We start from the raw sequence: 14805 nt of genomic DNA, 5'->3' as shown, positions 1-14805 counted from the left end.
TTAATATTAAATACATGTCAAGGAGAATTGTTTCTATATTATTATCGTCTTTGTTTCTGTTGCTTTTAGCGGCACCGACTATTATTTTGATGATTGATGATTCTGCTGATATTTCCTTTTTTTACGCGTCTTCCGAAGAAGAAGAAAAAGGTAGTGAGAAAAACAAAGAAATGGAATTATTGTTTTTTGAATTAAATAATACAGATTTAGATTTTACTTCTTGCGAAGTTGAAAATAATTTAGAATATTATTTTAAAAATTATCCAAAGCCTCACTTAAATTTAATCTTCCCACCACCCGAGTTTCGCATATTATAATTTCAGATTTATAGACTTTTAGAGTCTAATTCATTTTGAACTCATTTAAACTTTTTGGATTAAAGCGAAAATTAGTCATTTTGTGACTATTTGAAGGTTTTTTTAAGTTGCAGAGCATCGCTACAGAACGAAAAAAAGACAAAAAAGAGGTGCAAAAGGGCAATTTTTTAGCTAATTGAAAAAGTTTAAATGTGTTCTTTAACAGCTTTTGGTATTTATATACCAAGAGCATAAAATTATTATAATATGTTTAAAACTATTAAGAATGACTTGCCAGCGAGTATAGTCGTATTTTTTGTTGCATTACCATTATGTTTGGGTATTGCTTTAGCTAGTGGTGCACCACTTTTTTCAGGATTAATCGCAGGTATTATTGGAGGAATTGTGGTTGGCGGCTTAAGTGGCTCTAAAATTGGAGTTAGCGGACCAGCAGCTGGTTTAGCTGCAATTGTATTAACAGCTATTGGCACCTTAGGCGGCTATGAGAATTTCTTAGTTGCCGTTGTTTTAGGGGGAATCATTCAATTAATATTTGGTTTGCTTAAAGCAGGAATTATAGGTTACTATTTCCCATCATCAGTAATTAAAGGGATGCTAACCGGTATCGGAATTATTATCATCTTAAAGCAAATACCTCACTTTTTTGGTTATGATCCTAATCCAGAACGTGATTTTGCGTTCTTTCAAGTTGATGGAGAGAATACTTTTTCAGAAATTATAAATGCCTTAAATCATATTGCTCCAGGTTCAGCTTTAATTGGTGTTATCGGATTGGGGATTTTATTGCTTTGGGATAAAGTACTATCAAAAAAAGGAAAAGTATTTCAACTTGTTCAAGGGCCTTTAGTGGCTGTTATTGTTGGAATTATTTTTTTCGTAGCCACGAAATCACATGAGACTTTAGGTATTGACCAATCTCACTTAGTAAGTGTTCCAATCCCAGATGATGCTGCGTCTTTCTTCGGTCAATTTAGTTTGCCAAATTTCTCTGCGATTACAAATCCGGAAATATGGATTGTAGCATTTACGATTGCTCTTGTAGCGAGTTTAGAAACCTTACTATGTGTTGAAGCAACGGATAAACTGGATCCTCATAAAAATGTAACACCAACCAACAGAGAATTGTTAGCTCAGGGAACTGGAAACATCATTTCGGGTATGATAGGCGGCTTACCAATTACTCAGGTTATTGTTCGCAGTTCAGCCAATATCCAATCTGGAGGACGCAGTAAAATGTCGGCAATCATTCATGGGTTTTTCTTGTTAATCTCAGTGATTTTAATCCCGAGATTATTAAATATGATTCCGTTATCTGTATTAGCAGCTATCTTATTTATTGTTGGATTTAAATTAGCAAAGCCTTCGTTATTTAAGAAAATGTACGATTTAGGATGGAAACAATCCATACCATTTTATGTGACGGTTTTAGGAATTGTATTTATCGATTTACTCTACGGAATAGGTCTGGGATTAACGGTTGGTATTGTTGTGATATTAATCAAGAGTTTCCAGAATTCTCATTTCTTACACATAGAAGATAAAAGTAACGGAAAACATAAAATTAAAATGACACTTGCTGAAGAGGTTACGTTTTTCAATAAAGGAGCAATTCTGAAAGAATTAGATAGCTTACCGAGAGATACGTATTTAGAATTGGATGTTAGAAAGACAAGATATTTGGACAATGATATTATTGAAATTTTAGATGATTTTGCTTTTAAAGCAAAGGAACGACATATTGATATTCAGTTAATTTCTGAACGTGGGATTGTTGAGAATCCAGATAGTTTTATTGAATTCTTTAAACTAAGGCCAAAAACGGCTTAAAAACAAAACATTATGAAAAAAAATAAATATAAAATATTAGTATTATCAGATTTAAATAAAGCTACGAGTACCTTGCTAAAAAGCACCATAAGTCTGGCAAAAATAGTTGATGGAAGTATTGATTTTTTGTGTGTGAAAAAACCTAGTGAAATTGTTGAAAAAGAAAATCAATTATCAGCAATTCGTAATATCAACCAAGAACATTTTGCAATGAAAAAGGAGATTATGAATTTGATAACTCCAATTTCCAATGAATATAATATTAACATAAATCATACATTATCCTATGGTAATGTAAAAAGCGAAATAGGTAATTATATTAAAGAACACAAGCCAGATATAATTGTAATTGGTAAAAGAAAATCTAAAATGCTTAATTTAATAGGCGATAACATAACAAACTTTGTGTTTAAAAAACACAGTGGCGTTATTATGATATCTGCTAATGAAAACGCTCTTGAACCAAATAAGGAGCTTGCATTGGGTTTGTTAAATGATATGGAAGACTCTTTTGAATTTGCAAAATATTTGATAGAGCACACCCAAAAACCCATAAAATCATTTAAGGTTATTAAACAGTCAAACACATTAAAAGAAACAACCAATGTTAACAACAAAGAAAACGTGGAATATGTTTTTGAAGATAATGACAATACCATTGAAAACCTTACAAATTATTTATCAAAAAACAATATTAACCTATTATGTGTAAATAGAGAAAAGAGAACGAATGATAAGTATTCAATGAAGTCCGACATTAATAACGTTATTAATAAACTTAACGTGTCAATGTTATTAACTACAAATCAAAAAATAAAATTTTAGTAATCTATTATTAAAAACAAATAAAGTATTATGAAAGCACATACAAGAGAAACACAATCAACAATGACACCAGAAAAGGCGTTACAATTTTTAAAAGAAGGAAACCAAAGATTTCAACAAAACTTAAAGGCTAACCGAAATTTATTAGAGCAAGTTAACGATACCAGCGATGGGCAATTTCCGTTTGCTACCATTTTAAGTTGTATAGATTCTAGAGTATCGGCAGAATTGGTTTTCGATCAAGGTTTAGGCGATGTTTTTAGCGTTAGAATTGCAGGAAACTTTGTAAACGAAGACATTTTAGGTAGCATGGAATTTGCCTCTAAGCTTGCAGGAACAAAACTAATAGTTGTTTTAGGACACACAAGTTGTGGTGCTATAAAAGGCGCATGTGATGATGCCAAAATGGGCAATTTAACCAAGCTTATTGAAAAAATTACACCAGCCGTAAATGCCGTTTCAGAGCCTAAAGATAAAAGTTTAAGAAACTCTAAAAACTTAGATTTTGTTGATACAGTATCAAAAAAGAATGTAGAGCTAACCATTGGAAGAATACATAAAGAAAGCCCAATTCTTTCAGAAATGGAAGAACATGGTGAGATAAAAATTATTGGAGCTATGTATGATATTAACACAGGCACTGTTGATTTTTATGAATAGCCAAAAGGGAATGTGCAAAAAAGGCATGAAAAAGAAAATGAATGTGGTAGCATTAATCTTAGTATTAATGTTGCCATTATTTTCCCAATCTCAAAACAGTGATTTTGGTAATTGGTTAATTTATATTGGTAATAAAAAATTAAACCAAAAATGGAATATCCATAACGAAGTGCAATACCGAAATTACAACGCTATTGGTGATTTAGAACAATTACTATTAAGAACAGGTTTAGGGTACACATTTAACGAAAACAAGAATAACGTTTTATTAGGCTACGGTTATATTTTATCTGAAAACTATATTGGTGGTACAGATGAAAAGGTTTCGGTAAACGAACATAGAATTTTTCAGCAATTCACTTCTAAACAAAATATAGGAAAAGTAAAATTAAACCATCGTTACAGGTTCGAGCAGCGTTTTGTAGAGTCGGATTTTAAGATGAGGTTTCGATACTTTTTAGCATTAAATATGCCTTTAAGTACTAAAGAAAACGGCCTTAGTAAATATTATTTATCCGCATATAATGAAATATTCTTAAACACAAAATCATCTATTTTTGATAGAAACAGGGTTTACGGAGGTATTGGTTATACTGTAAACAAAAATGTTAGAGTTGAGGCTGGCTATATGAATCAGTTTTTTGAAACCACAAGTAGAGATCAATTCAACATTATAACATTTGTAAACTTCTAAAGCTAAAGATTAAACTAAAGTTAAAAAGCTAATACTTTTCGGTATTGGTTTTTTTTTTGGACAAAGATGAATTATATTGGTATTTATTAATTTAATTTCAAATATGAAAAACATTTTTTCAAATATAAAAGGAGATGCCTTTGGAGGTATTACCGCAGGAATTGTTGCATTACCGCTAGCTTTGGCATTTGGTGTGTCTTCTGGATTAGGACCTACTGCAGGACTTTATGGCGCTATTTTTATAAGCTTTTTTGCAGCGCTTTTTGGAGGCACTAGCACACAAATTTCTGGGCCAACAGCACCAATGACTGCTGTAAGTATGATTGTTATTGCTGGTATTATTGCAACTAATGACGGGGATGTTTCTAAGGCATTACCCGTAATTCTTACGGTATTTTTATTAGCCGGTTTAATGCAAGTTGGCCTCGGTGTTTTAGGCTTAGGGAAATATATTAGATATATTCCATATCCTGTAGTTTCTGGTTTCATGACGGCAATTGGGGTAATTATTTTACTCACTCAAATTTTACCATCCTTAGGGTATTATCCAAAAGAAGATGGCGAATTTGTAAACACTTTTAAACCACAAGCAGAAGAAGTTATTTTAGAAAATATTTTAAAGGAAGAAGCTGGGGAAGGTATTTTAGTTCTGGAAAATTTTAAAGAAACTATATATAGGGCGGATGAAATTTCACAAGCTGATATTTTAAAAGAATCTCAAACTCTTGCAGCTAAAGAAGCTTCTGGCGCTCTAGGTGCTATAAAGGCAATTCCAAAAGCGCTACAAAATATTAACTGGCTTGAGTTAATTTTAGCCTTGGGAACTATCTTTATTATTTATGGGTTTAAAAGGATTACTAAAGCAGTACCTAGTACTTTGGTTGCATTAATTGTAATGTCTGGCATTGCAATTGGCTTCGGATTAAACTACAGACCTATTGAAGAAATCCCTAGTGGATTACCAATCCCAAATTTAGAAATTTTCACGAGCTTTAAACTAGGCAGTATAACACCATATATTTTTACAGCACTAACCTTAGCACTTTTGGGAGCCATAGATTCTTTACTTACAAGTGTGGTTGCAGATAACATGACAAAAACCAAGCATAAACCTAATAAAGAGTTGGTGGGACAAGGGATAGGTAACAGTATAGCGGCTGTTTTTGGCGGAATTCCGGGAGCTGGAGCTACTATTAGAACCGTGGTAAATATCACATCTGGTGGAAAAACTAAGTTATCAGGAATGATTGCGGGTATCATGTTACTTATAATCCTTTTAGGGTTAGGGCCATTAGCCTCTAAAATTCCTGCAGCTGTTTTAGCAGGGATTTTAATAACTGTAGGTATTGGAGTTATGGATTATAAGGGGTTAAAAGCCATACCAAGTTTACCAAAAGATATTAAAGTTGGACCATTTAAAATGAGTTCGGAAGTATTAATAATGATTGTTGTATTACTGCTTTCTACATTTTGGAACTTGGTTTATGCGGTTGGAGTAGGACTAGTGATAGCCTCTTTAATGTTTATGAAAAAAATTGGAGATTTAACTGCAGAACGTTCAGATGTTAAACCGCTTAAAGAAGAAGTTTGGGCCGATGAATCAAATTTCCCAATAAGTTTAAAAGAAGAAGTATTTATAAAACATCTTAAAGGCCCTTTGTTTTTTGGGTCAACCAGCGATTTTCAACAATTAACTGCTCAAATACCAGATACTGCTAAAACGGTTATTCTCAGATTAGGGCGAATGCAATATATGGATCAATCTGGACTTTACGCCATGGAAGACATGCTTCAAGAGTTAAACAAAAAAGAGGTTGAAGTCCTTTTTGTTGGATTATTAAGACAACCAAAATATATGATGGAACGTATTGATATAATCCCTGATTTAATCCCTAATGAACATATATTTAAGGATTTTAAAGCGTGTTTAATCTGGATAAGGCAAAATGTAAAAGACCAACACTAAAAATTAATGATATGAATTTAGATAAAGTTTTTCAAAATAATAAACAATGGATTAAAGACAAACTAGCTGTTGATAACGATTATTTTGAAGAATTAGGTAAAGGGCAGAACCCGGAGTTGTTATATATTGGTTGTAGTGATAGTCGTGTAACGGCCGAGGAACTAATGGGAGCAAAACCAGGTGAAGTTTTTGTACATAGAAATATAGCCAATATGGTTATTAGTATAGATTTAAATGTTATGTCTGTTGTAAATTATGCTGTAGACCATTTAAAAGTTAAACATATTATAGTTTGCGGACACTATGCTTGTGGAGGGGTAAAAGCGGCAATGCAATCTGCGGATTTAGGAATTCTAAATCCTTGGTTGCGTAATATCCGAGATGTATATCGAATTCATAAAAATGAGCTAAACGCTTTTGAAGATGAAGAAAAAAAATATGACAGATTAGTTGAGCTTAATGTAAAAGAACAGTGTGTTAACCTAATTAAAACAGCTGCAGTGCAAAAAGGCTATAGAGACAGAGGTTTGCAAGTTCACGGTTGGGTATTTGATGTGCACACAGGAAAATTAATTGATTTAAAAATCAATTTTGAAAAATATTTAAAAGATATTATGGAAATCTATCATTTAGATTAAATTCAAAAAGCTACTTATTTAAAGTGGCTTTTTTTATGCTTCATTCTCAGGGATATTATCTTTTTGAGGTGCTAAAATATTCGGAAAAATCATTGGCACTAACGATTTTACCGGTTTATAAAGTGCAGATTCTTGTTTAGTATCGTCATCTAAAAGCGTTATGGTGTTATTCAGTTTGTCAAAAACGTTTAAAACTACACTAAAAATCAAGGCAATTTTCAATGCGCCAAAAACGCCTCCGGCTAATTTATTTATAATCCCCAAAGCTGCAAAATCAGCTAATTTAGTCAGTGCTTTTCCTGCTAGCCCAATCGCTAAAACGATAATGACGAAGGTTATAGCAAAAGCCGTAATGTTAATAGTTTGTTCACTCCATTCGGTTTTGGTTTGCAAAAACTCAGCTGCAAAATTGCTAAAATGTATAGCACCATAAACACCAGCAACCAAAGCAATTAAAGAAGCCACTTCAACAAAAAGCCCTTTCATAAAACCACGAACCAAACCAAATAAAATTAAAGCCCCTAAAACAATATCGATAATACCCATAACAAAATAAATTTCCGTAAATATATAATAAATTCTCTCCTTTTTAAGGAGAGATGTCACGAAGTGACAGAGAGGTTCATTAACTTTGCAACTTTAAAAATATTATGTCTAGAGACGAACAATTAAAGGAACGATGGGAGTTTGTTGTTGAAAAACTATCCAGTCAATTTGCAGATGGTGACAAATTGGATCTTGATGCCATTATTTATTTAATAGGTGTTCAAGAATTAGGGCAGCTAGAAAGAGCCTTTAAAAAAGACCAAAAGTTAGATCTTATGCATATTGCTATTTGCAAATTGCTAACACCTTATGGCTATTACGAGCTCGATTTTGTTGATGATGATGGGTGGCCACATTACAAAACGCTAGAAGCCTTACCTCATTTAAAAGCAGGCGAGCAAAGTGTTTTAATGAAAGAAGCTATTGTAAACTACTTTGTAGAAACCGAGTATATCAATTAAAATATATGTCACTTCGAGTGTCCCGAATTTGCTTCGGGATGTATCGAGAAGTTGGGCGTTTCACTCCCGATAGCTATCGGGAGGTCGGGCTTTTCGTTACAATCTTTTTTAAGAACGTCATTGTGAGGACGAAGGACGTGACAATCTGTGAACTCTTATCTTAAAACACAATTAATAGTTCTTCAGTTTTTAAAAAAGGATTTCCTCTGCAATCCCTAACGCAATTCACGTAAAAAATAGTAAATTTGCCATCATTTTGTAATAGGTCATGATAGATAAGATAAACCAACTCATAGCTGAAGCCGAAGCCTTTAAAGCCCAATCAAAAGAAGAGGTAGAAGCATTCCGTATAAAATATTTAGGTAAAAAAGGATTACTAAACGACTTTTTTGCTGAGTTTAAAAATGTAGCAAACGACCAGAAAAAGGAATTTGGTCAAACCATAAATAAGCTTAAAAATACTGCAGAGGCAAAAGTAAATGCTTTAAAAGAAGAGTTAGAAAGCAAAGAAGAAGTAAAAGGCATTTATGGTGATTTATCTCGCCCAGGCGAGATTGTTCAAATTGGGGCGCGTCATCCTATTTCTATAGTGAAAAATCAGATTATAGATATTTTTTCGCGTGTAGGTTTTAATGTTAGTGAAGGTCCAGAAATTGAAGATGATTGGCACAACTTTACTGCACTAAACTTACCAGAATATCATCCAGCACGAGATATGCAGGATACGTTTTTTATTCAAACCAATCCAGATATATTGTTACGAACGCACACCAGTTCTGTGCAAGTGCGTTATATGGAAAATAATAAACCACCTATTAGAACTATTTCTCCAGGAAGAGTTTACAGAAACGAAGCTATTTCGGCACGTTCACACTGTTTTTTCCACCAAGTAGAAGGCTTGTATATTGATAAAGATGTGAGTTTTGCAGATTTAAAACAAACACTTCAACATTTCACAACCGAAATGTTCGGGAAAAGTAAAATCCGTTTACGTCCATCTTACTTTCCGTTTACAGAACCTAGCGCAGAGGTTGATGTGTATTGGGGTTTAGAAACCGAAACTGATTACCGTATTACTAAAGGTACTGGTTGGTTAGAAATTATGGGTTGTGGTATGGTGGATCCAAACGTGCTAGAAAACTGTGGGATAGACTCTAAAGAGTATTCTGGTTTTGCATTTGGTATGGGAATAGACCGTATTGCTATGTTATTGCATCAAATTGGCGATATTCGTTTATTAAGTGAAAATGATGTGCGTTTCTTGGAGCAGTTTAAAAGTGCTTTGTAAATCCCTTTTATTCACCAAAAGTAAAAACTAAATTAATTCTCCTCCTTTGGAGGAGTTAGAGGAGGAATGAAAAAAGATATCCAAATTCCAGAGGTTGAAGACGTTTACATTGCTGTAGTAAACGAATATAACGACATCTATAAAACACAAGATTGGAACGCTTACATTATCAATGATAAGGATGTCGATTTAGAAATGATTCTTATTGTAACAAGTGGCTATTCTGAAAACAAAACCACCTCTGTTTTTAGAAAAAAGTTAGATAAACTTCCTAAAAAAAGCTATGCTAAAATTGAACTGATGCAAGAGGAACTGTTTGCATTAAACAACACCTTTAAAGTGTCTTTTTTTGAAGGGAATACCATGTTTGATAAAACTTATTTATTCAGAAAAAACACGATTAATTTAAAGGCTTTACAAGCTATTCCATTGATGGAAGCTAGAGGCGTTTTGGTGAAGTAAAACCCTTCCGTCTTTGACCCCGATACTTCGGGATCAAATCCATACCGAAGTAAATTCGGTACAAGCTCTTCCCTTTAAAAAAGGGAAGGATTTGTGTTCACGTTTTGTTTTATAGTTTTAGTTAAAATACAGTATAATAAACTATGTATATTAATCGAAAGTAATTCTCCTCCTTTAAAAGGAGGAGTGGATTTAATTTCGACACCTCGAAATTAAAGACGAGGTGGTTTTACGAACTTTTAAAGTGAGAACTTATTTCTTCTAATACAAATTCAATATCTTCAAAAACTAATTTGTTTTCAAATCTTAAAACTTTGAAACCTAAGATTTCTAATCTATTTGTTCTTTCTAAATCATAGTTTTGTTGAGCAAAATCTAAATGATATGCACCATCTAGTTCAATAATAAGTTTTTCTTTAGGACAATAAAAATCTACAATAAAGTTTTCTATGCTGTGCTGTCTTCTAAATTTACGACCACCTAATTGTTTTCTTTGAAGATGTTTCCATAATGTGGCTTCAGCTGAAGTTAAATTTTTTCGAAGCTTTTTTCTACGTTCTTCTAAATATTTGTAATTATGGATATTATTCATTTTGTATTTAACCCTTCCGTTTTTGATTTTTTGTTAAAATCAAATCCACCTTCCCTTAAAAAGGGAAGGACTCATGTTCACGTTTCGTTTTATAATTTTAGTTAAAATACAATATAATAAACTAAATATATTAATTGAAAAATTCCCATCCTTAAAAGGAGGAGTGGATTCTATTTTGAGGTATCAAATACAAACTAAAGGTTAGGGATTGCAGTGGAGAGCGCACAGCGAGTCCCGATAGCTATCGGGAGTGTAACGTCCAAATATTTTTTTTAATCCAACTTATCAGTCAACTTCTTAAACACCCTTTTAGGATCTTTATTTTCGTATAAAATCTCGTAAACTGCGTTTATAATAGGAATTTCTGCCTTTTTTGCATTTTTTTCATGAAGTAAATGAGCGCTTTTTGTGGCATAATACCCTTCAGCAATCATACTCATTTCCATTTGAGCCGATTTTACGGTGTAGCCTTTACCAATCATGTTACCAAACATACGGTTTCGCGAAAATACCGAGTAACCTGTTACTAACAAATCGCCTAAATAAGCCGAATTATTAATGTTGCGTTTCATTTTGTGGCGCTTTTTTATAAAGCGTTTCATTTCGCGTATCGCATTACTCATTAGCACACTTTGAAAGTTGTCACCATAACCCAAACCATGTGCTATTCCAGCAGCTATAGCGTAAATGTTTTTAAGCATTACGGCATATTCAATACCAATAATATCATCGCTGGTTTTGGTTTTTATATAATCGCTAGATAAAGTATTTGCAATAGTTTCTGCTTTTTCAGTATCCGAACACGAAATGGTTAAGTACGATAAGCGCTCTAAAGCCACTTCTTCTGCATGGCAAGGGCCAGCAATAACCGCAATATTATCAAAAGGAATTTTGTAAGTTTCATGAAAATGCTCGCCTACTAAAAGCCCCGTTTCTGGCATAATCCCTTTAACTGCAGATACAATTATTTTGTTCGAAATATCAAGGTTTAGTTTTTCCAATTCGCTATGAATAAAGGCAGAAGGAATAACAAAAATTAAAACATCGGCATATTCAGCAATTTCATTTATATCATTACTAAGCTTTAATTGCTCTAAATTAAACTCAACTGAACTTAAATAATTGGGGTTATGTTGCTCTCTCAATAAATGTTCTTTGGTGTAAACACTGCGCATGTACCAACCAATTTCATCTAAATTCTCACTAAGCATTTTTACAATAGCTGTTGCCCAACTTCCTGCACCAAAAACCGCATATTTTAAAGGCTTATCCATAGATTTAAATCTTTTTCTATTTCAAAAATACACAAATATTTTTCGATTTCAGAACTGTGTTGTAAAAGAATATAGAAAAGAGAATTAAGAACAAAGACTGATGTATTTTGATAGAATACTAATGACTGATGACTGCAACTGAAAACTGCAACTGAAAATTTTGGCACGCGTTTTGAAACTCTATAAACAAGAACCCTAAAATGTTATATTATGAAGACGATAAAAATACTTTTAAGTTTTGCTTTAACAGCAACGCTTTTTACATCATGTTATACAGAAGTGGTAGTTGATGATTTTATTGATGAACCTTCTATTTCTCTAAATCAATTATTGCGCTCTTACGAGCTTTGGTATGTAGATATTAATAGTACCGTTGGCTATGGCGAAACTCCATTTTTACAAAAGGCATTTACGGTTTCTTTTATGAACAATGTCGTGTATGCTAATAATAACATCGCAGGATTAGGCGCTAATGGTGATGGCTTTGGAATTGATGTTGGTAGCTATGACGCTTATGATATGATTTTAGATGTGCAACATGATATTGATGGTTTTTCAACGTTTGATGTTTATGAAGTAGATTATAATACGATTGAGTTGTATAACCCAAACAACGACACCTCATACTTTTTAGATGGTTACCAACGTAGTAATTTTGACTATGACTTTGTATTCTATGATAATATTCATTATTTCTTACAAGAATATGAAGCTTGGGAAAAAACTTATACTAGTGAGTTTGGAGCCTTAAATGAATTTGATAACGAAAACTATTTACAGTTTTTAGCGGGAGGAAATGACTCAACATTTAGAAGTTCTCAAGACGATTACGGCCTTAACGCAAACAGTCTTATTTGGGATTATGCAGGAATTTACGGTGTAGGTGACGTTATTGGGGATGAGTTTTTAAAAACTTTAACATTAGATTATGACTTCTTAGACAATGAATATTTTGAATTGAGCGTTATAAATGACAGCAAGATAGAATTATTTCATCCTGCTTCTGAAACCGTTTATGAATTTGAAGGCAGAGGCTATATTCAGTACTTGAAATCTGATGGAACAACAAAGAAGACAAAAGTTCAATCTGATAAAATGCGTAAGCATAGAAAAGATAAAGTAGCAAACCCAAGAGAAAACACTCGAAAGGTTTTATAATATAAAGTGAAATTTCACTAATAATTTTGGTTGGTTATTTAGTTTAGAAACCGTTTAAAACATCTTGTTTTAGGCGGTTTCTTTTTTAGGTTATATTTTTAATGTGACTTATTTATTTTTTAGGTGTCTAATAAAGTATTAACCCTTAAAATAAATTACACAATGGGATTATTTTCATTTATTAAAAATGCAGGAGCCAAAGTATTTGGTATTGGAAAAACCGATGCTGAAGAGGCTAAAGAAGCCGCTGCCGAAGCTGCAGCAAGAAAATTAAAACAACAAGAAGCAGCTGCTAGAAAACTAGAAGAAACAATTACCGATTTACAACTACAAGTTGAAGGCCTAAACGTTTTTATTGATGACGATGCTGCTACAATTTCTGGTTTAGCACTTAATCAAGCTACAAGAGAAAAAGTAGTTTTAGTTGTTGGAAACTCAAAAGGCATTGCAACTGTTGATGACCAAATGACTGTTGAAATTGAAGAACCAGTAGCACAGTTTCATACTGTTAAAAGTGGTGATACTTTAGGAAAAATTGCAAAAACATATTATGGAAACGCTATGAAATACCCTGTTATTTTTGAGGCGAATAAACCCATGCTTACTCACCCTGATAAAATATATCCTGGTCAAGTATTAAGAATCCCAACTTTAGATTAGAACATAAGAGTCTAATTAATAGCTAATTATGTTATGTTCGAAGCCAGCTTGAAAAAGTTGGCTTTTTTTTACCATTTAAATGATAAACATTATTGCGGTGCGTTTTTAACTATCTTCTTCTGCCAAAGGGGAATGATGTTCGTGAACCATTTTCCACCCACTGTCCGTCTTTACAAATAATAGTGTTATTTGGTCATTAACGACAACCAGGTCTTCTCCAAATTTTAAATGAAAATCAGAATGAAAGGTCAAATTAGCCACATCACCGTAAATAGCAATTTGTAAATCTTTCGCATCAAACTTTAGGACTTCAGTTACAGAACCAAAAACATTTCGTTCGTGAGCTTCGTTCGCTTCACTACCATTTCTTGGTTCTCCATTTTTAAATTCAGTAAACTTTGGACCATAGGCGTGAAAGGATATTAGTTTATCTATATCACCGTCTTTAATACTTTGTGCAATTGCACCAAAGGTTTCCATCACTTCTTGTTTCGCTTCTGGAAATTCATCATTTACTAAATCAATTTTAACTACTTCTACTTTTTGTTTACACCCTGTTATTAAAACTCCACAAAGTATAATTATTGCAAATGTCAGCTTTGTTTTCATAATTCCATATTTGATTGGTTAATAGCTGTTTACAAGTTACAATATTTTTAGAGAAGTATAGTTTCAAGGATGTGCTACAACGTATAACGAATATGATTCCTTTTTAACGAATGGTATTCGCAGCTAAACGACTAAGCTGAACATTCTTATAAAGTCAAGTTGCGATTACTTATAAAAATTCATCTCATCCACATACTCCCAAACGTGTTGCGGGAGCATAGGTTGTACATTTTTACCAGCTTTTATTGATTTCCTAATAAACGTTGAAGAGAGTTCCATGATGGGCGCATCAATAACATGAATTTTTTTGTGCTCATCAAATTGTGTTTCTTCCCGATAGCTATCGGGATTGCTTTTTGAATTTCGGGGATAAACGTATATATGATGGTTTTCTAGAATGAGTTCATAATTTTTCCATTTATGAAAACTTTTTAAATTGTCTTCACCCATAATTAAAGAAAATTCATAATCAGGATGTTTTTCTTGTAAATGGACAAGTGTATTTATGGTGTAATTAGGTTGAGGTAAGTTAAATTCTATATCGCTTGGTTTTAGTTTGGTATAATCTTTTGTAGCGCGATAAACCATTTCCAAACGCTGGAAATTATCCAATAAACTACTTTTCTTTTTAAATGGATTATGTGGTGTTACTACAAACCAAATTTGATCTAAATCGCTGTATTCTGCTAAATGATTAGCAATAACTAAATGCCCAATGTGTATGGGATTGAAAGAACCAAAATATAACCCGATTTTCATGTGTTCAAATTTATTGTTTTTCAAAGGTCACATGCGACATTTATGAAATGAGTTTAAAACAAAGTGGTT

17 protein-coding genes are annotated in these 14805 nt (G+C 32.8%); 12 read left to right on the top strand and 5 right to left on the bottom strand.

Going from position 1 to position 14805, the window contains the following annotated elements:
- Positions 1–14: 14 nt before the first annotated feature.
- The 7 genes from AAC024_RS01275 (at position 15) to AAC024_RS01245 (ending at position 6927) form a co-directional block, all read left to right on the top strand.
- The gene (locus tag AAC024_RS01275; RefSeq protein ID WP_339893361.1) at positions 15–317 is read left to right on the top strand and encodes a hypothetical protein; all 303 of its coding nucleotides are present in this window, start codon (positions 15–17) and stop codon (positions 315–317) included.
- A gap of 246 nt (positions 318–563) precedes the next feature.
- Entirely contained in the window at positions 564–2144 is a 1581-nt protein-coding gene (locus tag AAC024_RS01270; protein ID WP_339893360.1) for a SulP family inorganic anion transporter, read from the top strand.
- 12 nt (positions 2145–2156) lie between these two features.
- Positions 2157–2969: a universal stress protein gene (locus tag AAC024_RS01265; RefSeq protein WP_339893359.1), complete on the top strand. Its 813-nt coding sequence runs from the start codon at positions 2157–2159 to the stop codon at positions 2967–2969.
- Between the two features lie 30 nt (positions 2970–2999).
- Entirely contained in the window at positions 3000–3629 is a 630-nt protein-coding gene (locus tag AAC024_RS01260; RefSeq protein ID WP_339893357.1) for a carbonic anhydrase family protein, read from the top strand.
- Positions 3630–3654: 25 nt separating this feature from the next.
- The gene (locus AAC024_RS01255; RefSeq protein WP_339893355.1) at positions 3655–4323 is read left to right on the top strand and encodes a DUF2490 domain-containing protein; all 669 of its coding nucleotides are present in this window, start codon (positions 3655–3657) and stop codon (positions 4321–4323) included.
- A gap of 103 nt (positions 4324–4426) precedes the next feature.
- A complete protein-coding gene (locus tag AAC024_RS01250; protein ID WP_339893354.1) occupies positions 4427–6289 on the top strand; it encodes a SulP family inorganic anion transporter in 1863 nt (620 codons plus the stop codon).
- Positions 6290–6300: 11 nt separating this feature from the next.
- Positions 6301–6927, top strand: a complete 627-nt coding sequence (locus tag AAC024_RS01245) for a carbonic anhydrase (RefSeq protein WP_339893352.1) — start codon at positions 6301–6303, stop codon at positions 6925–6927.
- 33 nt (positions 6928–6960) lie between these two features.
- On the opposite strand, the gene AAC024_RS01240 is transcribed toward AAC024_RS01245, so the two are convergent.
- Positions 6961–7473, bottom strand: a complete 513-nt coding sequence (locus AAC024_RS01240) for a CvpA family protein (RefSeq protein ID WP_339893350.1) — start codon at positions 7471–7473, stop codon at positions 6961–6963.
- Positions 7474–7577: 104 nt separating this feature from the next.
- Between AAC024_RS01240 and AAC024_RS01235 the strand changes: the two genes are divergently transcribed.
- From AAC024_RS01235 to AAC024_RS01225, 3 genes are all read left to right on the top strand, one after another.
- Positions 7578–7934 (top strand): hypothetical protein, encoded by a 357-nt coding sequence (locus tag AAC024_RS01235; RefSeq protein ID WP_339893349.1) that lies wholly within the window; start codon positions 7578–7580, stop codon positions 7932–7934.
- A gap of 268 nt (positions 7935–8202) precedes the next feature.
- A complete protein-coding gene (gene pheS / locus AAC024_RS01230) occupies positions 8203–9222 on the top strand; it encodes a phenylalanine--tRNA ligase subunit alpha (protein ID WP_339893347.1) in 1020 nt (339 codons plus the stop codon).
- 66 nt (positions 9223–9288) lie between these two features.
- Positions 9289–9684: a hypothetical protein gene (locus AAC024_RS01225; RefSeq protein ID WP_339893346.1), complete on the top strand. Its 396-nt coding sequence runs from the start codon at positions 9289–9291 to the stop codon at positions 9682–9684.
- Positions 9685–9913: 229 nt separating this feature from the next.
- Here the strand turns inward: AAC024_RS01225 and AAC024_RS01220 are convergent, their stop codons facing one another.
- Positions 9914–10276 carry a DUF559 domain-containing protein gene (locus AAC024_RS01220; RefSeq protein WP_339893344.1) on the bottom strand — a complete coding sequence of 121 codons (363 nt, stop codon included), beginning with the start codon at positions 10274–10276 and terminating at the stop codon, positions 9914–9916.
- Between the two features lie 272 nt (positions 10277–10548).
- Positions 10549–11550, bottom strand: coding sequence for an NAD(P)H-dependent glycerol-3-phosphate dehydrogenase (locus AAC024_RS01215; protein ID WP_339893342.1), 1002 nt, complete (start codon positions 11548–11550; stop codon positions 10549–10551).
- Positions 11551–11760: 210 nt separating this feature from the next.
- Between AAC024_RS01215 and AAC024_RS01210 the strand changes: the two genes are divergently transcribed.
- Both AAC024_RS01210 and lysM read left to right on the top strand, forming a co-directional pair.
- Entirely contained in the window at positions 11761–12708 is a 948-nt protein-coding gene (locus AAC024_RS01210) for a nicotinic acid mononucleotide adenyltransferase (RefSeq protein WP_339893340.1), read from the top strand.
- Between the two features lie 162 nt (positions 12709–12870).
- Positions 12871–13368, top strand: a complete 498-nt coding sequence (gene lysM, locus AAC024_RS01205) for a peptidoglycan-binding protein LysM (protein ID WP_339893338.1) — start codon at positions 12871–12873, stop codon at positions 13366–13368.
- Positions 13369–13473: 105 nt separating this feature from the next.
- Here lysM and AAC024_RS01200 read toward each other — a convergent pair whose 3' ends face one another.
- Both AAC024_RS01200 and nadD read right to left on the bottom strand, forming a co-directional pair.
- On the bottom strand, positions 13474–13977 hold the full coding sequence (locus AAC024_RS01200) for a nuclear transport factor 2 family protein (protein ID WP_339893336.1): 504 nt from the start codon (positions 13975–13977) through the stop codon (positions 13474–13476).
- Between the two features lie 165 nt (positions 13978–14142).
- Positions 14143–14736, bottom strand: coding sequence for a nicotinate (nicotinamide) nucleotide adenylyltransferase (nadD, locus tag AAC024_RS01195; RefSeq protein ID WP_339893335.1), 594 nt, complete (start codon positions 14734–14736; stop codon positions 14143–14145).
- Positions 14737–14805: the final 69 nt, after the last annotated feature.

Source organism: uncultured Algibacter sp. (genome assembly GCF_963976535.1).
Taxonomy (GTDB): domain Bacteria; phylum Bacteroidota; class Bacteroidia; order Flavobacteriales; family Flavobacteriaceae; genus Algibacter_B.
This window is presented reverse-complemented; position numbering and strand designations above follow the sequence as displayed.